At 28.5% G+C, this 24567-nt stretch carries 28 protein-coding genes; 16 read left to right on the forward strand and 12 right to left on the reverse strand.

Annotated elements, in window-relative coordinates:
• Positions 1-76: 76 nt before the first annotated feature.
• Positions 77-862, forward strand: a complete 786-nt coding sequence (locus tag Q0881_RS04210; RefSeq protein ID WP_299157217.1) for a helix-turn-helix transcriptional regulator — start codon at positions 77-79, stop codon at positions 860-862.
• Between the two features lie 87 nt (positions 863-949).
• On the opposite strand, the gene Q0881_RS04215 is transcribed toward Q0881_RS04210, so the two are convergent.
• Positions 950-1792 carry a hypothetical protein gene (locus Q0881_RS04215; RefSeq protein ID WP_299157218.1) on the reverse strand — a complete coding sequence of 281 codons (843 nt, stop codon included), beginning with the start codon at positions 1790-1792 and terminating at the stop codon, positions 950-952.
• A 180-nt stretch (positions 1793-1972) separates the two neighbouring features.
• The gene (gene rlmH / locus Q0881_RS04220; protein ID WP_299157219.1) at positions 1973-2446 is read right to left on the reverse strand and encodes a 23S rRNA (pseudouridine(1915)-N(3))-methyltransferase RlmH; all 474 of its coding nucleotides are present in this window, start codon (positions 2444-2446) and stop codon (positions 1973-1975) included.
• A gap of 120 nt (positions 2447-2566) precedes the next feature.
• Here rlmH and Q0881_RS04225 point away from each other — a divergent pair, with 120 nt between their 5' ends.
• From Q0881_RS04225 to Q0881_RS04275, 11 genes are all read left to right on the forward strand, one after another.
• Positions 2567-3946: a glycoside hydrolase family 71/99-like protein gene (locus Q0881_RS04225; RefSeq protein WP_299157220.1), complete on the forward strand. Its 1380-nt coding sequence runs from the start codon at positions 2567-2569 to the stop codon at positions 3944-3946.
• 84 nt (positions 3947-4030) lie between these two features.
• Entirely contained in the window at positions 4031-4891 is an 861-nt protein-coding gene (nadC, locus tag Q0881_RS04230; RefSeq protein ID WP_299157221.1) for a carboxylating nicotinate-nucleotide diphosphorylase, read from the forward strand.
• A gap of 154 nt (positions 4892-5045) precedes the next feature.
• Positions 5046-5555 (forward strand): TlpA disulfide reductase family protein, encoded by a 510-nt coding sequence (locus Q0881_RS04235; protein ID WP_299157222.1) that lies wholly within the window; start codon positions 5046-5048, stop codon positions 5553-5555.
• Between the two features lie 199 nt (positions 5556-5754).
• Positions 5755-7782, forward strand: coding sequence for a M3 family metallopeptidase (locus Q0881_RS04240; RefSeq protein ID WP_299158122.1), 2028 nt, complete (start codon positions 5755-5757; stop codon positions 7780-7782).
• Positions 7783-8352, forward strand: a complete 570-nt coding sequence (locus tag Q0881_RS04245) for a pentapeptide repeat-containing protein (protein WP_299157223.1) — start codon at positions 7783-7785, stop codon at positions 8350-8352.
• Positions 8349-9278 (forward strand): YihY/virulence factor BrkB family protein, encoded by a 930-nt coding sequence (locus Q0881_RS04250; protein WP_299157224.1) that lies wholly within the window; start codon positions 8349-8351, stop codon positions 9276-9278. The genes Q0881_RS04245 and Q0881_RS04250 overlap by 4 nt, the downstream gene beginning before the upstream one ends.
• A gap of 93 nt (positions 9279-9371) precedes the next feature.
• The gene (gene hisS / locus Q0881_RS04255; protein ID WP_299157225.1) at positions 9372-10736 is read left to right on the forward strand and encodes a histidine--tRNA ligase; all 1365 of its coding nucleotides are present in this window, start codon (positions 9372-9374) and stop codon (positions 10734-10736) included.
• A gap of 45 nt (positions 10737-10781) precedes the next feature.
• Positions 10782-11474 (forward strand): GTP cyclohydrolase I FolE, encoded by a 693-nt coding sequence (folE, locus tag Q0881_RS04260; protein ID WP_299157226.1) that lies wholly within the window; start codon positions 10782-10784, stop codon positions 11472-11474.
• 312 nt (positions 11475-11786) lie between these two features.
• A complete protein-coding gene (locus Q0881_RS04265; RefSeq protein WP_299157227.1) occupies positions 11787-11978 on the forward strand; it encodes a cold shock domain-containing protein in 192 nt (63 codons plus the stop codon).
• Between the two features lie 259 nt (positions 11979-12237).
• Entirely contained in the window at positions 12238-12429 is a 192-nt protein-coding gene (locus Q0881_RS04270; RefSeq protein ID WP_299157228.1) for a cold shock domain-containing protein, read from the forward strand.
• 91 nt (positions 12430-12520) lie between these two features.
• The gene (locus tag Q0881_RS04275) at positions 12521-12721 is read left to right on the forward strand and encodes a YwbE family protein (RefSeq protein ID WP_299157229.1); all 201 of its coding nucleotides are present in this window, start codon (positions 12521-12523) and stop codon (positions 12719-12721) included.
• Between the two features lie 8 nt (positions 12722-12729).
• On the opposite strand, the gene Q0881_RS04280 is transcribed toward Q0881_RS04275, so the two are convergent.
• The 5 genes from Q0881_RS04280 to mtaB are packed head-to-tail and all read right to left on the reverse strand — an operon-like array spanning position 12730 to position 16664.
• Complete coding sequence (locus tag Q0881_RS04280) at positions 12730-12942, reverse strand: hypothetical protein (RefSeq protein WP_299157230.1); 213 nt, start codon at positions 12940-12942, stop codon at positions 12730-12732.
• Entirely contained in the window at positions 12942-13844 is a 903-nt protein-coding gene (locus Q0881_RS04285) for a lytic transglycosylase domain-containing protein (protein WP_299157231.1), read from the reverse strand. Before Q0881_RS04285 ends, Q0881_RS04280 begins: the two co-directional genes overlap by 1 nt.
• A gap of 34 nt (positions 13845-13878) precedes the next feature.
• The gene (locus tag Q0881_RS04290; RefSeq protein WP_299157232.1) at positions 13879-14544 is read right to left on the reverse strand and encodes an alpha/beta hydrolase; all 666 of its coding nucleotides are present in this window, start codon (positions 14542-14544) and stop codon (positions 13879-13881) included.
• Positions 14544-15290, reverse strand: a complete 747-nt coding sequence (locus tag Q0881_RS04295; RefSeq protein WP_299157233.1) for a DUF6438 domain-containing protein — start codon at positions 15288-15290, stop codon at positions 14544-14546. The genes Q0881_RS04290 and Q0881_RS04295 overlap by 1 nt, the downstream gene beginning before the upstream one ends.
• Positions 15291-15329: 39 nt before the next feature.
• Positions 15330-16664, reverse strand: a complete 1335-nt coding sequence (mtaB, locus tag Q0881_RS04300; RefSeq protein ID WP_299157234.1) for a tRNA (N(6)-L-threonylcarbamoyladenosine(37)-C(2))-methylthiotransferase MtaB — start codon at positions 16662-16664, stop codon at positions 15330-15332.
• A gap of 129 nt (positions 16665-16793) precedes the next feature.
• On the opposite strand from mtaB, the gene Q0881_RS04305 reads away from it, so the two are divergent.
• The 4 genes from Q0881_RS04305 to Q0881_RS04320 are packed head-to-tail and all read left to right on the forward strand — an operon-like array spanning position 16794 to position 19722.
• Entirely contained in the window at positions 16794-17294 is a 501-nt protein-coding gene (locus Q0881_RS04305) for a GNAT family N-acetyltransferase (protein ID WP_299157235.1), read from the forward strand.
• Positions 17291-17608: an antibiotic biosynthesis monooxygenase gene (locus Q0881_RS04310; RefSeq protein WP_299157236.1), complete on the forward strand. Its 318-nt coding sequence runs from the start codon at positions 17291-17293 to the stop codon at positions 17606-17608. Before Q0881_RS04305 ends, Q0881_RS04310 begins: the two co-directional genes overlap by 4 nt.
• Positions 17609-17618: 10 nt before the next feature.
• Positions 17619-18131, forward strand: a complete 513-nt coding sequence (locus Q0881_RS04315) for a DUF4442 domain-containing protein (RefSeq protein WP_299157237.1) — start codon at positions 17619-17621, stop codon at positions 18129-18131.
• Entirely contained in the window at positions 18091-19722 is a 1632-nt protein-coding gene (locus Q0881_RS04320) for an ABC transporter substrate-binding protein (RefSeq protein ID WP_299158124.1), read from the forward strand. Before Q0881_RS04315 ends, Q0881_RS04320 begins: the two co-directional genes overlap by 41 nt.
• Before the next feature lie 2 nt (positions 19723-19724).
• Here Q0881_RS04320 and Q0881_RS04325 read toward each other — a convergent pair whose 3' ends face one another.
• The 5 genes from Q0881_RS04325 to Q0881_RS04345 are packed head-to-tail and all read right to left on the reverse strand — an operon-like array spanning position 19725 to position 24565.
• Positions 19725-20702, reverse strand: a complete 978-nt coding sequence (locus Q0881_RS04325; RefSeq protein ID WP_299157238.1) for an MBL fold metallo-hydrolase — start codon at positions 20700-20702, stop codon at positions 19725-19727.
• A 21-nt stretch (positions 20703-20723) separates the two neighbouring features.
• Positions 20724-21863, reverse strand: a complete 1140-nt coding sequence (locus Q0881_RS04330) for a geranylgeranyl reductase family protein (protein WP_299157239.1) — start codon at positions 21861-21863, stop codon at positions 20724-20726.
• Positions 21864-21921: 58 nt separating this feature from the next.
• Complete coding sequence (locus Q0881_RS04335) at positions 21922-22935, reverse strand: endonuclease/exonuclease/phosphatase family protein (RefSeq protein WP_299157240.1); 1014 nt, start codon at positions 22933-22935, stop codon at positions 21922-21924.
• Complete coding sequence (locus Q0881_RS04340; protein WP_299157241.1) at positions 22936-23796, reverse strand: rhomboid family intramembrane serine protease; 861 nt, start codon at positions 23794-23796, stop codon at positions 22936-22938.
• A gap of 43 nt (positions 23797-23839) precedes the next feature.
• Positions 23840-24565, reverse strand: coding sequence for a rhomboid family intramembrane serine protease (locus Q0881_RS04345; protein WP_299157242.1), 726 nt, complete (start codon positions 24563-24565; stop codon positions 23840-23842).
• Between the last annotated feature and the right edge of the window lie 2 nt (positions 24566-24567).

Here is a 24567-nt window from a genome sequence, read left to right on the forward strand (position 1 = left end):
AAAGGAAAGCCGTATGAATGTCGGGTTAAAATCAACTGAAATGTTTCATCAAAAAGAAAATCAAAAGTAACATTGTATGAAAAATAAAAATTTACTTACCATGAAACAGCCAGCATTAGGAAAAAAGATTTTAGAATTAAGGAAACAAAAAGGGTTAACTCAAGAGGAGTTAGTTGAAAAGTGTAATATAAATGTAAGAACTATTCAACGAATTGAAGCAGGGGAAACAACACCAAGAAGCTTTACAATTAAAACAATACTAAAAGCTTTAGATACAGATATTGATGTAAATAATTTTACGAATGAAATAGAAATAACAGATCAAGATAGAAAGGGGTTAAATTTAGCTTGGATTTTTGGAATTATATATTTTGTTATTGGTTTTATAGAAACCATAGCGGATGTATATCAGTTTACTCAAGATGTATCTATTTTTAATAAAATAATTTACACTACGATTAAAGTGATCTCTTCAGTCGCATTTGTGTTATTTTTTACAGGTTTCTTAAAAATAGCAAAACTATATGGGCATAAACTATTAGAGATAGTTGTTTATGTTTTTATGAGTGCTTATGTTATTGTTGAATTATATGATATATTTTTGATAAACTCATCGAATGAAATAATAATTATATCAGGAATAGCTCAGTTAATTATTTTTGGAGCTATTCAAATAATTTTTGGATTAAGTCTACTACAATTAAAGGATAAATTAGGTACATTAATTCAGGTAAATGGAGTTCTAGAAATTACAACAGGAGCTTGTTTGGCTACAGTAATTTTGGCAACGTTAGGGGCTTTCATATTAATACCTACTGTAATTGTAGAGATTATAGTAATATATAAGTTAGCTAGAAAATAAACGTATTTTAAAATATGAGAAAAATAAAAACGAAGCTTAGAGTTATCTAAGCTTCGTTTATTATAAAAAATAAATTTAAATACTTTATTAAGCTTTTAATTTATTTAATTCTAATTTTTTAGCATCTATTTCGTTTTGAATTTTATTCAAACGCTTTTCGATTTTAAGAATAATAGCTTCTTTACGAGTAATGCTTTCTTTAGATGTAGCTGAATCTTTTTTAGCAGCTTCTAATTTTAATTTCATTTTAGCTAATCCATCCTTACCACTAGTTAGAATTTCTTCATTAATACTAATGTCATCTTCTAAGTCACTAATTAAAGTACTTTTTTCTTTAATAATAGATTTTTCTTCAGCTTTAATTTGATTATCTAATTGCTTTAATTTTTCAGCTTCTAAACGTAATTCTTCTTGTTGTTTTAAATAAGCAATCTCTTTAGCTTTACGATTCTCTTCTAATTTTTTACGAGCAGCTTCAAGTTTTTGCTTACGTGCTGCTAAACCATCTTGATTGTCATTAGTTTTACTTTCAGAACTAACAACTTCTTCATCTTTAGAGCTTTTCTTAGCAGAATTTTTCTTTACTTTTCTAGCAAGTTTCTTGTTAAGTGAAGCTAAACCTTTCTTTTGGTTTTCTATTTGAGCATTTAGTTTACTCAATCTAGTTTGCATGTTTGCAATAATTCTTTCTTTTCTATTAACATCTTTCCTAGTAGCTTTTTTACTTTTCTTAAAGTCCTCTAAGTTTGCTTTTACACGTTTTAAAGCTTTAACACCACTAATTAAGATTTCTTCATTAGCACTTACTTGATTTTCCTTATTTTTAATTTCAGTTTTTAAGTTTTTAATATCGTTTTGAGCATTTATTTGCTGTAAACTTATAAAACTCATAAAAATAATAGAAGTTACTAAAAGTTTTAAATTTTTCATTTTTAATTGTTTATTGTAATTTTTAGATGTTTTTTAAGGGGCGACAAAAATATACCTTTTTATGATATAAAACAGTTTATTAATAAAGAAAATTATCTTTTTTTAATGATGTATTTTGATTAAAAAAAAGAAGGTTTTTTACTATACAATAAAATAAGTGAATTTATTTGAGAAAACAAATTATTCATGGTGATATGGCTCATTTCGTAAAATAGTATATCCGCGATAAATTTGCTCAATTATAAATAAGCGAATCATTTGATGAGAAAAAGTCATTTTAGATAATGATATTTTTCCTTGTGATTTTTTATAAATGGCGTCAGAAAAACCATAAGGTCCACCAATTACTAAAACCAATTGTTTGATGCCTGAGTTCATTTTCTTTTGAAGATATTGAGAAAACTCAATAGAACTAAAATGTTTTCCTTTGTCGTCTAATAGAATTAATTGATCTGTATTTTGAAGCTTTGATAAAATTAAAGTACCTTCTTTCTCTTTTTGTTGAGCTTCGCTAAGGTTTTTTACATTTTTAATATCAGGAATAATTTCCAATTCAAATTTAATATAGTGCTTTAACCTATTTTGATAATTATCAATTAACTGAATTAGGTTTTTATCATCAGTTTTACCAATTGCTAGTAATTTTATTTTCATTTTAACTATTTCGAAAGACAAAATTAAATTAAAAAAAGTCAATTTATTATAGTAATTAAAAACTTTTTTAATTTATATTTATGTTAGCTAATTGTTTGTTAATTAAAAAGTTAAAGAAAAATGAAAGAGCGTTTATTAAAAAAAACGTTACTTGCTTTGGCGATTTTATTCGTCTCTGCTTGTAGCAATGAAAACCTAGTTGAAGAAAATAAAAGTTTACAAGATCCTCCTAAAAAAAATGATTATTATAAAAAGTGGATAAAAAATTTAGAAGGCTATGATCTAAATAAAATACTAGAAGAAGAGGAGAAAAATATGCTAAATCGTAGTGTTAAGGCAGTAAAAAGAGAAAAAAGAACATTAGAAAAACCAATTTTTGTACACTATATGCCATGGTTTAGATCTAAAGAAATAGATGGAGCTTGGGGACAACATTGGACAATGACTAATAAAAATCCTGATGTAATTAATTCAGAAGAAAAAAGAGAAATAGCTTCGCATTATTATCCATTAATAGGACCTTATTCTACAAAAGATAAATATTTACAGCAATACCATTTATTATTAATGAAATTATCTGGGGTTGATGGTGTAATTTTTGATTGGTATGGGAAAAGAGATATTTTAGATTTTGAAGAAATAAAACAAGGTATGGAAAGCTTTGTTTCAGAATTAGAAAAAACCAGCTTGGAATTTTCAGTAATGTATGAAGATCGTGTGGTGAAAGAACAAGCAAGAAGTTTAACTCAATTACAAATTAACCAAGCCATAGGAGACTTAAAGTATATTGAACAAAAGTATTTGTCAAAAGACTGCTATATTCAAATAGAGAGCAATCCTTTGTTAATGATTTTTGGGCCTAGTTATATAGATAATGCTACGGATTGGAGTACTATATTAAATTCAATAAGCACAAATGTTAATTTATTGGCATTATGGAATGCAACAAACCTATTAGGAAGCACTAATACATCTGGTGAATATGCTTGGATTGATAAAAACCATTTAACAACTTTATCTGGTTATTATTTAAATAATGTAGATTTTAATAAAGATATTGTAGGTGGTGTAGCATACCCCAGATTTGATGATTTTTATATAGAAGGAGGGTGGAAATTACCTGAGGAAGAAGACTGGAGTTTAGATGGGAGAGGAATTGATGTATTTAAAGAATCATTTGACGAATCATTGAGGCATTCTGTAGATTTTATTCAAATAGCAACATGGAATGATTTTGGAGAAGGAACACAGATTGAACCAACTAAAGAACATAGATTTTTACATTTAGAAGAGTTACAAGAATATACTAAAACCTCTTATGAAAAAGAAGACTTAAGAATACCATATTATATTTATAAATTAAGAAAAAAACACTCAAATAATTTCATCGTGAAATTTTTAATGGACGTGGCTCATTGGTACGCTATGAATAATAGAATAGCAAAAGCCAAAAGATTGGTAAGTATAACAATTCATTATTTTGGTAATGATTTTTTATAATTAGAATTCACTATCAGAACTTTTTATATAGTATTGTTTAATTCTTGATGAAAACACTATTTTTACGTCAAGAATAATAGTACTATGATTTCAAAAGAACAATTTAATAAAGAGTTAGATTTAATTATAACAAATGCAATTAGAGAAGATATAGGAGATGGAGATCATACCTCGTTATCTTGTATACCTTCAGAAGCTACGGGTAAGGCTAAATTATTAGTAAAAGATAAAGGTATTATTGCAGGAGTAGAGTTTGCAAAAATGGTTTTTAATTATGTAGATGCTAGTTTACAAGTAGAAACTTTAATTAATGATGGAGATGAAGTAGCATATGGAGACATTGTTTTTTATGTTTCAGGAAAATCACAATCTATTTTAATGGCAGAACGCTTAGTGTTAAATGCAATGCAGCGTATGAGTGCCATTGCAACAAAAACAAAGTTTTTCGCAAATTTATTAGAAGGAACAAAAACAAAAGTATTAGATACCCGTAAAACAACGCCAGGTATTCGCGCATTAGAAAAATGGGCAGTTAAAATTGGAGGAGGAGAAAATCATCGATTTGCTTTATATGATATGGTGATGATTAAAGATAATCATATAGATTTTGCAGGAGGAATAACTCAAGCCATTACAAAAACCAAAAAGTATTTAGCGGAAAAAGACTTAGATATTAAAATTATTGTAGAAGCACGTAGTTTAGAAGAAATTAAAGAAATTTTATCTAATGAAGGAGTGTATAGAATTTTAATTGATAATTTTAACTATGAAGATACACGTAAAGCAGTAGCCTTAATAGGAGATACTTGTTTAACAGAGTCTTCAGGAGGAATTAATGAGAAAACAATTCGTGAGTATGCAGAATGTGGAGTAGATTTTATTTCATCAGGAGCTTTAACACATTCAGTATACAATTTAGATCTAAGTTTAAAAGCTGTTGATTAATGAATCAAATGTTAATTGTATTATAAAATTAAGAAAGGTTTGTATTTTTGAAAAATAGAGTTAAAAACTCAAATATAATATGTAATTATTTATTATGGTTGAGTTTTAATATGTTTGCTAAATATAAATTAATATAAAAATCCCCTTATTCCCAATGAAGAAAAAAGTAATAATATTATTAAAATGTTTATTTATGTTTGGTTCCTGCCTTCAATTAGTTAGCCAAAATATAGATATAGGTTCTGCAGCAGTTGATATTAAAGGATATGATGTAAAATCAAAAAAGTACATTAAACTGTCTCAGTATAAAAATAAAAAAAATGTACTGTTAAACTTTACAGCAACCTATTGTAGTCCTTGTTGGAAAACGTATCCACATATGGATAAACTACAGCAAAAATATCCTTCTGATTTAAAAGTAATTTCTATACATGGAGATGAAACAAAAGATCTTTGGTATAAAATTGCAAAACGTTTAAAAGTGAATTTTAAAAGTGCAACTATATGGAAAGTAGAAGATAAAGAGAAGATAAAAAAGATTTACAAAATAAAACAATATCCTACTTTCTTTATAATTAATAAGGAAGGAATTATTATTGATAAATGGGTGGGGAATAGAAAAAAATACATGGATTATTCAGTAAAGTATTTAATTGAACCATAATTTTTTAAAAAGCATAATTGTTTTGTAATATGTAAGGTTGCTTAACATTCAAAAGATCTTTCCAAAAAGTTAATAAATAATTCGATTTTAATTGAAAATAAGTATAATGAAAAAACATATAATTATTGTTGCAACACTTGCTTTTATGGCAAGTTGTAATACTAAGGAAGCAAAAAAGGAAACTAAAGAAGATACTGATATGAGTGTAACCATAAAAGAAAACCCTTTATTGGTAAAGAGCACATTAGATTACGGCGCACCAGATTTTACTAAAATTAAAGACGAGCATTTTATGCCAGCTATTTTAGAGGGAATGAAAGTGCAAAATGAAGCAATAGCAGAAATAGTAGAAAACAAAGAAGCGTCTACTTTTAATAATACCATTTTAGCATTAGAAGAAAGTAGTAAAACATTAGATAATGTAACTGCAGTTTTTTATGCATTAGCAGGAGCCAATACAAATGATGTTATAAAAGAAAATCAAAAGGAATTAGCTCCAAAGTTTTCTAAACATAATGATGATATTTTATTAAACACAGCATTATTTGCAAAAATAAAGTCAGTTTATAATTCATTAGAAACTTTAGAATTAGATGAAGAATCTAAGCATTTAGTAAAAGAATACTATAAGAATTTTGTAAAAGCAGGAGCAAATTTACCTGAGGAGAAAAAGGAAAAATTAAAAGAAATCAATTCAGAAATAGCTAGTTTATCAAACGATTTTGGTAAAAAGTTATTAGATGCAAGTAAAAAAGGAGGAGTTGTAGTTACAGATAAAGAAAAGTTAAAAGGATTTTCAGAAGAAAAAATTAAATCATTAGAAAAAGATGGTAAGTATGAAATTCAGTTAATAAATACAACACAACAACCATCGTTACAAACATTAGAAAATAGAGAGGTTCGTAAAGAGTTGTTTGAAAAATCAATTCATAGAACAGATGCAGGTGAATATAATACTAGTGATTTAGTAAAGAAAATGGTGGCTCTAAGAGCAAAAAAAGCACAAATCTTAGGTTTTGATAATTATGCAAGTTGGAGTTTACAAGGAACTATGGCAGGTAGACCAGCTAAAGTTTTTGAAATGTTTAATGGATTAATTCCAGGATCATTAGAAAAGGCAGCATCAGAAACAAAAGAAATTCAAGCAGAAATAAATAAAGAAGGAGGAGATTTTAAATTAACACCATACGATTGGAATCATTATGCAGAGAAGGTTCGTAAATCAAAGTATAATTTAAATGAAGAAGAAGTAAAACCATATTTTGAAGTAACAAATGTATTAGAAAAAGGAGTTTTTTATGCAGCTACAAAACTATATGGAATTACCTTTAAAAAACGTACAGATATTCCAACATACCATCCAGATGTAGTGGTTTATGAGATATTTGAAGAAGATGGAAGTCCACTAGGATTGTATTATGGAGATTTCTTTGCAAGAGACAGTAAAAGAGGAGGAGCATGGATGAGTGCTTTTGTAAAACAATCAAAATTAAGAGGTCAAAAGCCAGTAATATATAATGTTTGTAATTCACCAAAACCAGCAGAAGGAGAACCAGCATTAATAAGTTTTGATGGGGTAGGAACAATGTTTCATGAATTTGGTCATGCCTTACATGGACTGTTCGGAAACCAAAAATATGCTTCAATATCAGGAACTAGTACATCAAGAGATTTTGTAGAATTTCCATCACAGTTTAATGAAAATTGGGCAACACATCCAGAGGTATTAAACAATTATGCAATACATTATAAGACAGGAGAAGTAATTCCAGCATCATTATTAAAGAAGATAAAAGATGCAGGAACATTTAACCAAGGGTATTCAATGATAGAAAACTTATGTTCGTCAAATTTAGATATGCAATGGCATACAGTATCTACAGATGATAAAATAGAAGATGTAGCAAAGTTTGAAGAAGAAGCGTTGAATAAAATGAAATTAAAGGTGTCTGAAGTGCCACCAAGATACCGTTCAACATATTTTGCACATATTTTTAGTGGAGGATATGCAGCAGGATATTATTCATACTTATGGACAGAAATGTTAAGTCATGATGCATACGATTGGTTTAAAAATAACGGGTTATTAACACGTGAGAATGGACAAAAATTCCGTGAGCAAATCTTATCGAAGGGGAATACGATGGATTATGCAAAAATGTATAATACATTTGCAGGAAGAGACCCTAAAGCAGCACCAATGTTAAAAGCAAGAGGATTAAAATAAATGAATAATTATTTCGATAGCGAAACATTTTCTAAAATTGATTTCAGTACAATAAAAATCAAAAAAGGAGAATATGACAATTGTACGTTCGAAAACTGTAACTTTGAAGCCATACATGCGTCTAACATTCAGTTTATAGAATGTGAATTTATCGAATGTAATTTTAGTAATACTATTATAAAAGACACTTCCTTTAAAGAAGTGTCTTTTGTTAATTGTAAAATGATAGGAATAAAGTTTAATGAATGCGATCCGTTTTTATTAGAATTTAGTTTTAAAAATTGCCAATTAAATTTTTCATCATTTTATCAATTAAAAGTTCCAAAAACAAAATTTGTAAATTGTAATTTACAAGAGGTAGATTTTACAGAAGCCAATATAAATCAATCAACCTTTGAAAGTTGCAATTTAAATGGAACAATATTTGAAAAAACAGTTATAGAAAAAGTAGATTTTAGATCAGCAACAAACTTTGCAATCGATCCAGAAAATAATCGGTTAAAAGGAGCAAAGTTCTCGAAAGAAAATAGTGTTGGTTTATTACAGAAGTATAATATAGTTATTGAATGACTAGGTCAATAGAAGATAAGTTAAATAAAGTACCAGTAATAAATTTATTGGTAGCCTTTGGGAAAAAAATTAAAATCCCAGGATTAGAAGGAATGTCTCTATACGATGTATTAGAGATGTACGTAATTGGTATTGTAAAAGGAGCTTTAACAACAAGAGCAGGAGGAATTGCGTTTAGTTTTTTTATGGCAATATTTCCGTTTATGTTATTTATATTATCATTAATACCTTACATCCCTATAGAAGGATTTCAAGACAATCTTTTCGGATTAATTCAAGAAATGTTACCACCCAAAACATTCGATGCAGTAGACGTAGTACTAAAAGATATTGTTAACAATCAATATAGCGGTTTGTTATCATTTGGTTTTTTGGCTTCTATTTTTTTAATGACAAATGGAGTTAATGCTATTTTTGGGGGATTTGAATATTCATACCATGTAAAGGAATTTAGAAGTGTTTTTAGAGCGTACTTTGTCTCATTAGGAGTATCGTTGTTAATGTCACTTTTCTTAATTGTAACCGTAGTACTAATTATTTTTTATCAATTAGCATTAGCTAGAATAGATAAAGCAGGTTGGTTAGATACAGCAGATTTAGACTTGTTTTATTGGGGACGAGGATTGTTATTCTTATTAATGATTTTTACGATTGTATCGTTATTATTTCGATTTGGAACAAAACAAGGAAAAGAGGTGAAGTTCTTTTCACCAGGAGCAATTTTAACCACTATATTATCATTATTTACATTTTACTTATTTGGAATATATGTAGTAAAGTTCGCAACCTACAATAAGTTATATGGATCAATAGGAACTTTGTTAGTCTTAATGTTATTTGTATGGTTAAATGCAATCATACTCCTTTTAGGTTTTGAATTAAATGCTTCTATTTACCGATTAAAACGAAGAAATAAAACTTCATAATTCGCCTATAAATTCAGATATTTGCGCTTGCAGAAGAAAAACGAAGTTTTTATCTGTTAAAAAGTAACACCTAATTTAGAATTCATAATTAATATGAAACCAAGCATACCAAAAGGAACAAGAGATTTTTCATCAAGTGAAGTAGCGAAAAGAAATTATATTTTTAATATAATAAGACATTCGTTTGAAAACTTTGGATTTCAACCAATAGAAACACCAAGTTTTGAAAATTCTTCTACTTTAATGGGAAAGTATGGTGAAGAAGGAGATCGTTTAATTTTTAAGATTTTAAATTCAGGAGATTATTTAAAGAAAGTAGATGAAAATTTATTGACAGAAAAAAATAGTCAAAAAATAATATCAAAAATCTCAGAAAAAGCGCTTCGTTATGACTTAACAGTGCCATTTGCACGTTACGTAGTACAGCACCAAAATGATATAACTTTTCCATTTAAACGTTATCAAATTCAACCAGTTTGGAGAGCAGATCGCCCACAAAAAGGACGTTTTAGAGAATTTTATCAATGTGATGCTGATGTAGTAGGAAGTAAGTCGTTAGTACAAGAAGTAGAGTTTGTGCAGTTATATGATACCGTTTTTAGTAAGTTAGGATTAAACGGTACGACTATCAAAATCAATAACAGAAAAGTATTGTCTGGTATTGCAGAAGTAATAGGAGCATCAGATAAATTAATTGATTTTACGGTAGCTTTAGATAAGTTAGATAAAATAGGGAAAGAAGGCGTGGTAAAAGAAATGCTTGAAAAAGGAATTTCAGAAGAAGCCATAGAAAAAGTAGATCCACTATTTAACTTTTCAGGATCTAATCAAGATAAATTAGCATCGTTAGAAGCGATGTTAAAAGAGTCGGAAGAAGGAATAGCAGGAGTAAATGATTTACGTACTGTTGTAAACATGATTGAAGAATTAGGCTTAACGTCAGCATTCTTAGAGTTGGATGTAACTTTAGCACGTGGATTAAATTATTACACAGGAGCTATTTATGAAGTAGCTGCACCAGAAGGTGTAAAAATGGGCTCTATTGGTGGAGGAGGTCGTTATGACGATTTGACAGGGATTTTTGGACTAAAAGATGTTAGTGGAGTAGGGATTTCTTTTGGCTTGGATCGCATTTATTTAGTAATGGAAGAGCTAGGTTTATTTGAAGTTGTAGAATTACCAAAACCAAAAGTATTGTTTATAAATTTTGATGAAAGTCAGGTTTTATCTAAGATAAAGGCAATTAAAGAGCTAAGGAATAATAATATAAAATCTGAATTATATCCAGATGTTGCAACAAGTAACAAGCAACAAAAAAAACAATGGAAATATGTTACTAATAGAGAAATTGACATTGTAGTAACAACAGTAGAAAATGGTACGCTTGTTGTTAAAAATATGAAGACAGGTGAGCAAGAAATAATTACTGTTAACGAATTGATTAACAAACTACAGTAAATTAACTACATATATTGTAAATTTACGCCATAATAATAGAAAGAAATGTTTGAAGTGAATAACAACAAAATGAATGACGATAGAATAGACGAGATAGGAGAGAATCATGTGGGTACATCAGCAAAAACCCCATTAAGAGCAGATGCTTTTGATATTTCGGATACAGAAAAAATCGAAAAAATACAGGAAAGTGTTAAAGAAATTCTAGAAACTTTAGGAATGGATTTAACTGATGACAGTATGCAAGGAACTCCTAAAAGAGTTGCTAAAGCTTTTGTAAATGAATTGTTCATGGGGTTAAATCCAAAGAATAAACCTGCTGCTTCTACTTTTGATAATACGTATAAGTATGGAGAAATGTTAGTGGAAAAGAATATAATTGTGTATTCTACTTGCGAACATCATTTATTACCAATTATAGGTAGAGCACACGTGGCTTATATTTCAAAAGGAAAAGTAATTGGTTTATCTAAAATGAATCGTATTGTAGAGTATTATGCAAAACGTCCGCAAGTACAAGAGCGTTTAACAATGCAAGTTGTACAAGCTATGCAAGAAGCATTAGGAACAGATGATGTTGCTTGTGTTATTGATGCAAAACACTTATGTGTAAACTCAAGAGGAATTAAAGATATTGAAAGTAGTACAGTAACTGCTGAGTTTGGAGGAGCGTTTAAAAACAAAGAAACTAAACGTGAATTTTTAGATTATATAAAATTGAATACTGATTTTCATTAAGAAATAAGTTGATACATATTTTTGAAAACTCTCACCTTTTAGTTGAGAGTTTTTCTTTCTTAAGAAGATTTATAGGTGTATAATTCTTTAAAGTTAAGAAAAGTGTAATAAAATTATTCAATTTATCTAGTGGATTCAATAGTAAACTAAGAACATTTTAAGCATATTCGTATTAAATCCTGTAAAAGTTTGCAGAAAATAAAATAACGATATGAAAAAGAATTATTTTTTTAGAATTCAAAATTTTGGTATTATCTTTGCAGTACAATAAACGTTGTTAGCACTTAAGCTAATAACACATAATTTTTTATAATGAATAAAGGTACTGTAAAATTCTTCAACGAATCAAAAGGATTTGGATTTATCACAGAAGAAGGATCAAACAAAGAACATTTTGTACATGTTTCAGGATTAATCGACGAGGTTCGTGAAAACGACGAAGTTGAATTCGAATTACAAGATGGAAGAAAAGGATTAAACGCTGTTAACGTAAGAGTATTATAATATATATATTACCAGAGTAAACTTTTTAATGAGAAAGCCTATCAATTTTGATAGGCTTTTTTATTTTATATAAGAATAGAAAGTGAAAAACTTACTATTATAAACAGTATTTTAAGTTTAAAATAAAGGGGGAAAGAAGAAAATTAAAAATTAATTATAATAAAATCAATATTTTACATTAAAATTAAAAATTTGGCATTACCTTTGCATTACAATAAACGTTGTTAGCACTTAAGCAAGCAACACATAATTTTTTATAATGAGTAAAGGTACCGTAAAATTCTTCAACGAATCAAAAGGATTTGGATTTATCACAGAAGAAGGATCAAACAAAGAACATTTTGTACATGTTTCAGGATTAATCGACGAGATTCGTGAAAACGACGAAGTTGAATTCGAATTACAAGATGGAAGAAAAGGATTAAACGCTGTTAACGTAAGAGTATTATAATATATATTTATTACCAGAGTAAACTTTTTAATGAGAAAAGCCTATCAAAATTGATAGGCTTTCTTATTTTTAAATTTTAAAATATTATTAAGTGAAAGACGGAAAGAATAGAAAGGATATAAAAGTTGGAATAGAGGTAGAAGTAGTTCAAAAGAACCATCAAAGAACTGGAGAATTAACTTTAGGTGTAGTGGGAAGAATATTAACGAAATCGTCAAATCACCCTCACGGAATTAAAGTCCAATTAGAATCAGGAATTGTAGGAAGAGTAAAGAATATAATTGAGAATTAAGAGTAAAATTATTCTTCGTTATTTTTTTTTAATTTTTTTACACCATCAATTAAAAACCAGCTAGCGAATAATAATCGAATAATTAAAAATAGATATTTATTATCAGTATTAAAATTTAGGATAACTCTATAACTCTCCAAATCTAGAAAAAATCGAGAGAATGTATTTACCAAAATAAAAATTCCAATAGCGATGTATAAAAAAGGTAATATTTTTTTCATTAGTGAATAGGGATTTTAAGTGTGTATGATTTTCGACTTTTATTGTTAAGTTTTGTTTCTCTCAACCATGGGTTTACTAACTTTAAATCTTTATAAGTTACTCCACAGTTTTTAGCAAAATTAGCAATATTTGTTATGGCACTATCTACTTTAACTTCATAGGTATTAGGGTAGGTATAAAGATCATCCTGATCATAAACGAAACCATATTTCTTAGGATTAGACATAACTTCTTTTAAAGCTAAGATTCTAAAAACATACCTACCAGTTTCAGTATTTAAAAGTAAGTCGTAATAATCGTTTACTTGTTGTTGCTTCATCCGTTGCGAAATTCTACCATTTCCAGCATTATATGCCGCGGCTGCAAGTGTCCAAGAACCTAATTTTCTCTTAGCCTTTTTTAAATACTCAGCGGCAACTCTTGTCGATTTTTCTAAATTATAGCGCTCATCAACATTTCTATTTACTTCTAAGCCATATTCTCTACCTGTAGCAGGCATAAAATGCCAATAACCTGCAGCTCCTTTAGAAGAAGGGATATTGATTAAAGCGCTTTCAGCTACACACAAATATTTAAAATCATCAGGTAATCCGTATTCTTTTAAAAGAGGTTCAATAATAGGAAAAAACTTGTTAGCTCGTTTTATAAGTAATAATCCGTTTGATTGCCAATAGGTGTTTACTAGCAATTCACGATCCATACGTTCTTTAATGTCTGCTCTTTCTAGGGGAACGCGCTCACCAGCCAACTCCATCTGACTAGGAACTTTCACAGCTCTAATTTCATAGGTTTCCGCTACATTTTTTATTTCTGGTTCGTTAGATTGACTAATGGTATTTGTAAATAATACACCTACAAAAACTACGGTGGTGAGTGATAAGAATCGTATAGATTTATTCATTTTTCTTTATTTTTTTGTTGAAGTTGTTTTGGTATTATGTACTCAAAAAGCATTCCTTTTCTAAAATTTTAGAGATAGTTTTTGCTTTATTTAATATCATAACGTGTGTTCCGTTATCAACTTCAATATAATTTTCTATATGTTTTGTCGGAAATACTTCATCTTTATTTCCATGTATATGAATTACATTTTTTAAAGGCTCATTTTGTTGCCAATGCAAAACGTTATAAATAGCCCATTGTAAATATTGTTTATCTCTTACTGATAAATATATTTTATATAATTCAGCTCTTTTCTTTAAATAATCATTAAAGAAGTAATGTTCATAGCTTTCAATATTTGCTATAATTTTTGAAGGGAAAAGTTTATAAACTCTTGTTATTTGAGCTATTTTGAGACGTTTAGGGAATTCTTTATTAGATTTTATACTAGATATAATAATAATTTTTTTACAATCGATGAGCTTACCCATTTCTTGTACCATAACACCTCCGAAAGAGACTCCTACTAATATAGGGTTTTTATGTTGAATATTGGCACACATCCGTTGTGCATATTCTTCAATAGTTTCATTTATTGAAGTAGGTAGTAACCAACTTAAAAAATGAAGCTCAAAATGTTCATCGGGTAAAGAAATGTACTCAAATATTTTTGTATTGGCTGCTAAACCAGGAACAAAATACACATGAGTTTTTGCCATTAGTTAAAAAATTTCTTATCTAATAATATACCTTCAACATATTCATGTACATTAATTAATTCATCAGGAATATCATTCCATAAACGAATCTTTATTTGCTTACCGTTATAAGTTATAAATGTACTAGCTAAATCGGTAATACGTGGATTGTCGTATTCATCTTTAAAACTATCAAAATCACCAGCATTAAGCATTTCTGTTAGTTTTTTTAATTCTTCTTCAGAAAGTTTGAACTCATGTTTACCTTCTTCAATAACATATTGAATTCCGTTATAAATTACATTACCTTCTTTATCAATATTCAGATCATAAACAGGACAATCACCAAAACAAGGAGTTTTTCTAATAGATAGTAACCTATTTTCATATTCCTTTTTTAAATTATTTATGGTAAGTTCTTTATTTTTATCAACAGTTTCAAAAGAGCCAGATTCTTTTAAACGTTGTGCCCAAAAATCAATTTTATCTTTAGGAACAGTAATTAAAGCAATTTTAAAATCTTTTTTATCAAAAACTATTTTATTCCAAGAAAGCCCACTGTTAGTAACAAGTGCTTTGACATCGTCAATATTTTTAGGATTTTTTAATACAAGGATTAATTCGTTTTCAATAACTTCAGGTACTTTGACTTCTTCTTTAATAACGATTTCTTTTTCTTCATCCTTTACTTCGTTATTTTTTGTGTCCTTTTTAGGTGTACTACAAGCTATTGTAAAAACAAGGAATAATAACAGTAAATATTTCATAATTCAATTTATTTGAAGATTTTAATAATAAATCACAATTTAAGCAATTACTTCTTTATTTACAAAGTCAAAACGTACTATACCATCTTCATCAATTTTAGATAAAGTAACTGTATGTAAGGTGTTTATTAGTTCAGGATTCCAAGGACTTTTTACTTTTACATAATTTTCTGTAAATCCATGGATATAACCTTCTTTGTTTTCACTTTCAAATAATACAGTTAAGGTATTTCCTAGTTGAGTTTCATAAAAAGCTCTACGTTTTTTTACAGATAAACCACGTAACATTTTACTTCGCTTAGCACGTACTTTTTTAGGTACAACACCATCCATATTTACAGCCTCTGTATTTGGTCTTTCAGAATAGGTAAAAACATGTAAATATGAAATATTCATTTCGCTTAGATAATTGTATGTTTCTAAGAATAATTCATCAGTTTCACCTGGAAAACCAACAATTACGTCAACACCAATACAAGCGTTTGGCATTACTTCTTTTATTTTAGAAACTCTATTAGTATACGTTTTTGTTAAGTAACGACGCTTCATTCTTTTTAATAAATAATCGCTACCAGATTGTAATGGAATATGAAAATGCGGAACAAACGTATCAGATTTTGAAACAAAGTCTATGGTTTCATCTTTTAATAAGTTAGGCTCAATAGAAGAGATTCGTAAACGATGAATACCTTCAACGTTATCTAATTCTTTAACTAATTCTAAAAAGGTGTGTTCATGTTTTTTATTACCAAATTCACCTTTACCATAATCACCAATATTTACTCCAGTTAAAACAATTTCTTTAATTCCTCTTTCTGAAATTTCTTTGGCATTTTTTAAAACATTTTCTACAGTATCTGAACGAGAAATACCACGAGCTAAAGGAATAGTGCAATAGGTACATTTATAGTCGCAACCATCTTGTACTTTTAAAAAAGCACGGGTACGATCTCCAATTGAGTATGCGCCTACATAAGAATCAGCTTCTTCAATTTCACAAGAATGTACTTCACCAATGTCATTTTTAGTTAAGTCGTTTATATAACTAGTAACGTTAAATTTTTCGGTAGCACCTAAAACTAAGTCAACTCCATCAACAGCAGCTAATTCTTCAGGTTTTAACTGTGCATAACACCCAACTCCAATAACAAAAGCTTCCTCATTTTTCTTTAAAGCAGATTTTACAATGCTTTTAAAACGTTTATCGGCATTATCGGTAACCGAACATGTGTTAATTACATATACATCTGCTTTTTCTTCAAATTCAACACGATCAAAACCTTCATTAACAAAGTTTCTAGCAATAGTAGAAGTTTCCGAAAAATTTAATTTACAACCTAAAGTATAAAAAGCTACTCTTTTATCTGCATTCATTCTTTTCTCAATCCTTAATAAAAAACAAAAACCTTGTGTAAGTCTTTAATTTTTTAGAAGTTCGTATAGTTTATGTTACTTAAACTGCCATAAGACAATTTTATAATTTGCAAAAATACGATAATATTCATGATTTTTGAAACCCAAAGATTAGTCATTAGAAAATTGGAATTACTTGATTTAGAAGGCTTTTTTAAATTAGAAAGTAATCCATTGGTATTACAATATGCTACTGGTGATGTAAAAACTCTTTTGGAATGTGAAAAAGAGCTTAAAAATTTGATAGAGAAGTATGATGAAGAGAATAACGATTTTTGGATTTATACTATTGAACATAAGTTAAATAATGAGTTTTTAGGTACTGTAGCATTGGTAAAAGATGATGAAGGAAATGATGAAATAGGTTATAGATTTATTCAAGAATATTGGGGTAACGGATATGCTACTGAAATTTGTGAAGCTTTAATAAACTATTGTAAGTCAATAGGAATGAAAAAACTTATTGGTTGCGTAGTTGACGAGAATATTGCCTCCGCAAAAATATTAGAACGTTTTAACTTTAAAGAAGTGGAGAAATTTGTTAGCGATGATATTGGTTTACCTGAAACTAAATATGAATTAGTATTATGATAGAAGATTCACTAACACCACCATATTATGCAGTTGTTTTTAGCACAGTTTTATCTGATGATATAGAAGGTTATGCAGAAATGGCAGAAAAAATGGAAATTTTAGCAAAACAACAAGAAGGTTATTTGGGAATAGAATCTGCTAGGGCAGAAATAGGTATTACAGTTTCATACTGGAAAAGTTTAGAAGCTATTACAGTTTGGAAAAATAATATAGAGCATACTGAAGCTAGAGAAATAGGAAGAGAAAAGTGGTATAAGAAGTATCGATTGCGAATATGTAAAGTGGAACGTGAATATGGATTTGAACAATAGAGTTAATTAAATGTACGCAGTAATTTCAAAAATATTAAGTAAGTTTTTTAAACAGAATACTATTTTTAAACACGGTTTTAATATTTCACCCATGTACCGTAGATCTACAGGGAAAATTATTGAAGTATCAGAAGATTTACTAGAAGCTAAAGTTAAAATTCCTATTAGTTATAAGAATAAAAATTATGTAGGTTCTATTTTCGGAGGCAGTCTATTTTCGGCTACTGACCCAGTTTTTATGATTCAATTAATGAATATTTTAGGAAATGATTATGTAGTTTGGGATAAAAGTGCTGAAATAAAATTTAAAAGACCTGCAAAAGAGAATTCATATGTAGATTTTATTTTTACAAAAGAAGAAATTGTAAAAATAAAAGAGCGAGTACTAGAAGAAAAAGAAATAGATTTAAAAAAAAAAATTAAAATCACTAATAAAGATGCTTCAATTATATATGCAGAAGTATCTAAAATCATATACATTGCTGATAAAAATTATTATAAAAATAAAAGAAAGAAAAAATAATTTTCTTGTTTTAGTATTGCTTTTACTAGGTGCTTATTCTTGTGCTAAAAAAGAAAGTAAGTATAGCGATACACAAGTTTTTCGTTATAATGAACATTCAAATATTACTTCGTTAGATCCAGCTTTTGCGAAAGATCAACGTAATATTTGGGCAGTAAATCAATTATATAACGGATTGGTTGAATTAGACGATAGTTTACATGTAAAGCCTGCTATAGCTAAAAGTTGGACAATCTCTGAAGATGGAAAAACATATAAATTTACCTTAAGAGATAATGTTCAGTTTCATAAACATCAACTATTTGGAAAAGATTCAACAAGAACAGTAAATGCTAGTGATTTTGAATATTCGTTCAATAGATTGTTAGATAAAAATGTAGTTTCTCCAGGAGGTTGGGTATTACAAAATGTAGATAGTTTTAAAGCAGAAAACGATTCTACTTTTACAGTAAAATTAAAGCAATCTTTTCCTCCATTTTTAGGATTGTTAGCAATGAAATATTGTTCGGTAGTATCAAAAGAAGCTGTTGAATATTTTGGAAATACTTTTAGAGCAAATCCTATTGGTACAGGACCTTTTCAGTTTAAATTATGGGTAGAAAACACCAAATTGGTATTGCGAAAAAACCCATTATATTTTGAAAAAGACCTTGAAGGAAAACAATTACCTTATTTAGAAGCAGTAGCAGTTACTTTTTTACCAGACAAACAGAGTGAGTTTTTACAATTTATTCAAGGGAATTTAGATTTCATGAAGAGTTTAGACGCTTCTTATAAAGACGATATTTTAAATACTGATGGTACTTTAAAAGAAAAGTATGTTAATAAAATAACGATGCAAACAGGAGCTTATTTAAATACTGAGTATTTAGGAATTTATTTAGATGGAGAAAAAAGTTTACCAACGCAATCGAAGTTAATAAGACAAGCCATTAATTACGGATTTGATCGTGAAAAAATGATTACTTTTTTAAGAAATGGAATAGGAACACCTGCAACAAGTGGATTTATACCAAAAGGATTACCATCGTTTAACAATCAAAAAGGATATTCTTACCAGCCAGAAAAGGCAAAAGCATTAGTAGAACGATATAAAGTAGAAACAGGAAATAATTCACCACAAATAGCTATTACAACCAACAGTAATTATTTAGATTTATGCGAGTTTATACAAAGAGAGTTACAAAAAATAGGATTACAAACTAAAGTAGATGTAATTCCTCCTTCAGCACTACGACAAGGAAAGGCGAGTGGTAAGTTACCAATTTTTAGAGCAAGTTGGATTGCAGATTATCCTGATGCCGAAAATTATGTGTCTTTATTTTATAGTAAAAACTTTACACCTAACGGGCCTAATTATACGCATTTTAAGAATGAGAAGTTTGATGAGTTATATGAGCAGTCAATTAAAGAAGTAGCAATTGAAAAACGTTATAAATTATACCAGAAAATGGATAGTATTATAATAAGTGAAGCTCCAGTTGTTCCTTTATATTATGATGAAGTTATTCGTTTTTCTCAAAAAAATGTACAAGGCTTAGGTATTAATCCTATTGATTTATTGAATTTAAAAAAGGTTAGTAAACAGTAGTTTTATAATTCGAAAGTATCATAAATTTCACCAATTCTAAATCCTTGTTTTTTAACCATTTTAGCTTCATCGCTATTTGGATTAATTACTGGATTTGTGTGATTGAAATGAATAAATACAATTTTGTTTTTTTCAGTTTCATTTATGTCTTTAAATTTTTCAAGACTTTCAATTATAAAAGGATGTGGAATTTGTGTAATATCTCTATTATTAATTTCTTTTCCACTATAAAAGGTAGCATCTAAAAAGGCATAGTCTACTTTTTTAATTTCATCAATAATATTTTTATTCCACTTATTCCATTTGTCAATATCTGGAATAAATAGAGCACTCTTATTTGGACCTGTAATTTTATAGCCTACAGTTTCTGAATATTCATCTCTATGTGGTACTAAAAAAGGTGTTACTTTAAGCGTATTAGAAAGATGAATAGTCTTTTCATCTTTCATTTCATTTAAAACTATGTTTTTTCTAGTAATTAATTGGCTCCAAGGACCATTATTGATTAAATACTCTTTCATGCGTGGCATAGCAAATACAGGAATATTTGTGGCATTTGTAGCTTCCTTACCAAGAAACATAAGTCCTGCATAATGACCAATATGTGCATGAGTTAAAAATATACCATCAACAAATTCGGTTCTATCGCCAGTTTTGAAATTGGTAAGCTTTTTCATTTGCTTTCCTATATCAGGAGTAGCTTCAAATAAATAAGTTTTATCATTCGGAGTATCAACAACTCCGAGTGATATAACTTGTCTATTATTATCTGGATTTTCGAAAAGGTTTACACAACATTTTTTGTTACATCCTATTTGCGGAGATCCAGCATCTTGTATAGTTCCAAGTATAACTATCGAGGTGTTTTTTATACTATCTATTTTATTAACAGTAGTATTTAAAACGGTTGTGGTAGTCGAACCTTTTTTTTGAGAACAAGAAATAAGAAAAAGTATAAAGAAAAGATGGTAAACTTTCATTTTATAAGTATAAAAAGCTTCCTAAGAAACTAAATTTTTAATCTTTTGTTTTATGGTAGCTTTAATGTCTTTAGGGTAACTTCTGTCTCCATGAAAAACATCAGCCATAGCTTCGCTAAAACGCTGTCCAAATTTCTTTAATAGTAGATTACGAATTGTTTTTTGCTCGTAAAACCATTTAGAAAGCCATAAACCAGTAGTAATTTCAGGAAGTAAACGTTCCTCTAGTTTTTCTATGTATAATTTTTCTGCTAATTCAGAATCCTTATTACTTTCAATAATAGCTTCAGCAGCTAATTTACCACTGTATATTGCATTTGAAATACCTTCTGCAGTAATAGGATCGGCAAAACCAGCAGCATCACCAATTAGAAATACATTGTTTTTTACAAAACCATCAGTACGAGGAGATACAGGGATTTGAAATCCGTGTTGTGACTCGCTAATTACATTGGTAATCCCTAAGGTTTGCATGTAATCTTGGTAGAATTTTTTTAAATTTATTTTTGTTCTTCTTGCTGAAGCAACACCAATAGATAAATGATTCTTTTTTGGGAAACTCCAGGCATATCCATATGGAATTGCATCAATATCAAAACGAACTTCTTTAGATAAACGCTCAAAATCTTCTTCAGAAACTTCTACTTCATATTCTAAAGCTGGAATTAATTTACGAGTATCTTCTTTCCATCCCGCTAATTTAGCTGTTGGACTTAATGCTCCATCAGCAGCAATTACAAAATTTGCTGTTAGGTTTCCTTGTGAAGTTTCTAAAGTGATAATATCGTTATTAAAAGACAATCCTTTTAATTTATGGTTTTCTAATAAAGTAGCTCCAAATTCTTTTGCTTTTTTGGTAATCAAATTATCAAAAGAATCACGCATTATCATAGAGATAGTAGGTTGTTCTCTATACGTTTTAAAATGAAGTTTTTCACCTAAATAAATATCTACAGTATGAAACTCTTTTTCAACAACCTCAGTAATGTCAAAAGGTAGATCTTTACGACCTCTAAAAACAAAACCACCTCCACAAGTTTTATAACGAGGTAAAGTTTCTTTTTCTATAATAACGGCAGAAATACCTTGTTTAGCTAAATGAAATGCGGTTGAGGCTCCAGAAGGACCACTACCAATAATTGCAACATCGTAATGTTTCATAGATTTTATGTTTGATTTCGGGTAAAAATACAGTTTTTATTAAATAAAACCATATAAATTACCAATGCAAACGTGACATAATAGGATAGTGGTCAGATAGTTTTATATTACTATAAGTTTTATACTGATTTATAGTTGCTGTATTGTCTGCAAAAATAAAATCAATACGCATTGGATATATGTATCGAAATGATTTTCCTAAGCCAATTCCAGAAGTAATAAAAGCATCTTTTTTGTTCTTAGATAATTTATTGTAAACCCATGAATAGGCCGTGTTATTAAAATCGCCACAAACTATTTTTTTACCTTTCCAAGAATATTCATGTTGTAAAATAAGTTCAGTTTGATCTACTTGTTTTTCAAAACCATTGGCTAAACGTTTAAACAAACGTTCTGAGTTTTTTTCGCCAAAATTCTCTTTTTTGGGATTTATTTTTAGCGATTCTAAATGCACATTATAAACACGTATGGTATCTTTATTTTTAACTAAATCAATAAAAATAGTATTGTTAGCACTGTTTTTAAAGTTTAAAGAACCCGAATTTACAATAGGATATTTAGAGTAAATAGCCAATCCGAATTGATTGGTTTTCGATTTTGTTTTTATGTATTTGTATGGGAGTTTAATATCTAATAATTCTGATTCATAAAACTCTTGCATCGCAATTACATCAGGACTTTCGTTATTAATAAACTCGTAAATCTGTTGTTCAGTAGTTATGTCATCTTCATGCTTGTAATGATTAAACAAACGAACATTATAACTCATTACTTTTAAATCGTTATTCAGAATAATCTCTTTGTTTGAGAATTTAATAAGTGGAGGAGAAGCAAACCAACCAATTAATAATATTAATAATGATACTAATGCATTTTTATGAAGTTTAAGAAGCCAATACACAAAAAAGGCAATATTTAGAATCACTAATAAAGGAACAAACAAACTAAAAACTGCAACTGCCGGAATTGTTTTTGGAGAAATAAAAGGAAGAGCATAAGAAAATAACAAAACAGCTGCTAAAACTGAATTGATAAAAAATAAGAGTTTATTTAGAATCGAATATTTCTTCATTTATTTTTTTCCTTGTTTAAATAAAAATTCCTTTTCGTCTTTGGTTAAAGTGTCGTAACCTGATTTTCCAATTTTATCAAGAATACTATCTATTTCTTGTTGATTGTTTGATTTATTATTAGTGAATTTTGATGCTTTTTTACCAGATTTATAAACGGTTTTTAAAGGCTTGTCTTTTTTCTTAAATAAATTTTTAAAGAGTTTGAAAATTTCTAATTCTTTATTACTAGCACTGCTTACATATAAAAAACCAAAAAGAGCACCACCTATATGTGCTAGATGACCTCCTGCATTATTTCCAGATATTTGAATGATATCTAGTATTAAAAAAAATATAGCAATATGCCAAAGTTTTATGTAACCAATTAAACGAACTTTAAAGGAATAATTAGGTATGTAAGTAGCTATACCAATTAATATAGCTGATGTTCCAGCTGAAGCACCTAATAAAACATTAGTGTTAATGTCTTCTGTAAAAAGAGGAAAGAAATTATAGCTAGCTATAAAGATAATACCACCAAAAAAGGTACCTAATAAATAAAAATTTAATAATTGTTTTTTTGTAAAATAGTCCACAAATAAATTTCCAACAAAAAAAAGAATAATTAAGTTGAATAATATATGTATAAAACTTGCATGAAGAAATCCATAAGTTATTATAGTCCATGGTTTTGACAGGAAATCATTAAAGTTTGCAGGTAAAGCAAACCAATCAACCATTAAATTGGTGTCAAATTGAAATAATTTACCAAAACTATTAACAAATAAAACAAGTAAAAAAACAGCAAGATTCGCATAGATAAGTTGTTCAACGATACCTGCGTTTTTAAATCGATATTTTAAGTTTTCTAATACATTCATTATTTATGCTCTCTTTTTCTTAATAGAAATCCAATATACTAATTTAACGAAATTTAAATTGATTTTTTTTCCAATACCAAGCAATTATAAAACCAATAATAGCTCCACCTATATGCGCAAAATGTGCAATATTTCCTATAGAATATTTAGTTACTCCAAAAAATAAATCACCAAGAATCATTAACGGAATAAAATATTTAGCAGCAATAGGAACTGGTAAAAAGATTAAAGCTAGTTTTGAATTAGGAAAGGCTAATCCATAGGCCACTAAAATACCATAAACAGCTCCAGATGCACCAACAGCAGGTGTATGATAGAGGCTGTAAAATTCACTCATAGTTTTATTAGAAAGTGTTATTAAACTATCATTATATTTACCTGTACTTAAAATATTTTGGATTTCTGAAGGAGAAATTCCCATAGATACTAACTGTTCGTAAATCCCATTAAATTGATAATAATTGGCCAAAGTATAAATAAGTCCTGCGCCTATACCTGCTGAAAAGTAGAAAAACAGAAATTTATTTCTTCCCCACATTTGTTCTAACGGAGTACCAAAAGCCCACAAAGCATACATATTAAATAATAAATGTGTAGGACTCCCATGCATAAACATGTGTGTAATATATTGCCAAGCACCAAAATGTTCATTTTTAGGGTAATGTAGCGCTAGAATATTAGTCAAATCTATATTCAGGAATTGAGGAGCAAAATACAAAATCACGTTAATGATTATTAAATGCTTTATTGCGTCGGTTAATTTTCCCATAT

Source organism: uncultured Tenacibaculum sp. (assembly GCF_947494125.1).
Taxonomy (GTDB): Bacteria; Bacteroidota; Bacteroidia; order Flavobacteriales; family Flavobacteriaceae; genus Polaribacter.

What these genes read in the sequence shown, in the direction of transcription:
- Q0881_RS04210 (WP_299157217.1), top strand. Translation starts at nt 77, where the DNA reads ATGAAAAATAAAAATTTACTTACCATGAAACAGCCAGCATTAGGAAAA.
- Q0881_RS04215 (WP_299157218.1), bottom strand. Translation starts at nt 1,792, where the DNA reads ATGAAAAATTTAAAACTTTTAGTAACTTCTATTATTTTTATGAGTTTT.
- rlmH (WP_299157219.1), bottom strand. Translation starts at nt 2,446, where the DNA reads ATGAAAATAAAATTACTAGCAATTGGTAAAACTGATGATAAAAACCTA.
- Q0881_RS04225 (WP_299157220.1), top strand. Translation starts at nt 2,567, where the DNA reads ATGAAAGAGCGTTTATTAAAAAAAACGTTACTTGCTTTGGCGATTTTA.
- nadC (WP_299157221.1), top strand. Translation starts at nt 4,031, where the DNA reads ATGATTTCAAAAGAACAATTTAATAAAGAGTTAGATTTAATTATAACA.
- Q0881_RS04235 (WP_299157222.1), top strand. Translation starts at nt 5,046, where the DNA reads ATGAAGAAAAAAGTAATAATATTATTAAAATGTTTATTTATGTTTGGT.
- Q0881_RS04240 (WP_299158122.1), top strand. Translation starts at nt 5,755, where the DNA reads ATGAGTGTAACCATAAAAGAAAACCCTTTATTGGTAAAGAGCACATTA.
- Q0881_RS04245 (WP_299157223.1), top strand. Translation starts at nt 7,783, where the DNA reads ATGAATAATTATTTCGATAGCGAAACATTTTCTAAAATTGATTTCAGT.
- Q0881_RS04250 (WP_299157224.1), top strand. Translation starts at nt 8,349, where the DNA reads ATGACTAGGTCAATAGAAGATAAGTTAAATAAAGTACCAGTAATAAAT.
- hisS (WP_299157225.1), top strand. Translation starts at nt 9,372, where the DNA reads ATGAAACCAAGCATACCAAAAGGAACAAGAGATTTTTCATCAAGTGAA.
- folE (WP_299157226.1), top strand. Translation starts at nt 10,782, where the DNA reads ATGTTTGAAGTGAATAACAACAAAATGAATGACGATAGAATAGACGAG.
- Q0881_RS04265 (WP_299157227.1), top strand. Translation starts at nt 11,787, where the DNA reads ATGAATAAAGGTACTGTAAAATTCTTCAACGAATCAAAAGGATTTGGA.
- Q0881_RS04270 (WP_299157228.1), top strand. Translation starts at nt 12,238, where the DNA reads ATGAGTAAAGGTACCGTAAAATTCTTCAACGAATCAAAAGGATTTGGA.
- Q0881_RS04280 (WP_299157230.1), bottom strand. Translation starts at nt 12,942, where the DNA reads ATGAAAAAAATATTACCTTTTTTATACATCGCTATTGGAATTTTTATT.
- Q0881_RS04285 (WP_299157231.1), bottom strand. Translation starts at nt 13,844, where the DNA reads ATGAATAAATCTATACGATTCTTATCACTCACCACCGTAGTTTTTGTA.
- Q0881_RS04290 (WP_299157232.1), bottom strand. Translation starts at nt 14,544, where the DNA reads ATGGCAAAAACTCATGTGTATTTTGTTCCTGGTTTAGCAGCCAATACA.
- Q0881_RS04295 (WP_299157233.1), bottom strand. Translation starts at nt 15,290, where the DNA reads ATGAAATATTTACTGTTATTATTCCTTGTTTTTACAATAGCTTGTAGT.
- mtaB (WP_299157234.1), bottom strand. Translation starts at nt 16,664, where the DNA reads ATGAATGCAGATAAAAGAGTAGCTTTTTATACTTTAGGTTGTAAATTA.
- Q0881_RS04305 (WP_299157235.1), top strand. Translation starts at nt 16,794, where the DNA reads ATGATTTTTGAAACCCAAAGATTAGTCATTAGAAAATTGGAATTACTT.
- Q0881_RS04310 (WP_299157236.1), top strand. Translation starts at nt 17,291, where the DNA reads ATGATAGAAGATTCACTAACACCACCATATTATGCAGTTGTTTTTAGC.
- Q0881_RS04315 (WP_299157237.1), top strand. Translation starts at nt 17,619, where the DNA reads ATGTACGCAGTAATTTCAAAAATATTAAGTAAGTTTTTTAAACAGAAT.
- Q0881_RS04325 (WP_299157238.1), bottom strand. Translation starts at nt 20,702, where the DNA reads ATGAAAGTTTACCATCTTTTCTTTATACTTTTTCTTATTTCTTGTTCT.
- Q0881_RS04330 (WP_299157239.1), bottom strand. Translation starts at nt 21,863, where the DNA reads ATGAAACATTACGATGTTGCAATTATTGGTAGTGGTCCTTCTGGAGCC.
- Q0881_RS04335 (WP_299157240.1), bottom strand. Translation starts at nt 22,935, where the DNA reads ATGAAGAAATATTCGATTCTAAATAAACTCTTATTTTTTATCAATTCA.
- Q0881_RS04340 (WP_299157241.1), bottom strand. Translation starts at nt 23,796, where the DNA reads ATGAATGTATTAGAAAACTTAAAATATCGATTTAAAAACGCAGGTATC.
- Q0881_RS04345 (WP_299157242.1), bottom strand. Translation starts at nt 24,565, where the DNA reads ATGGGAAAATTAACCGACGCAATAAAGCATTTAATAATCATTAACGTG.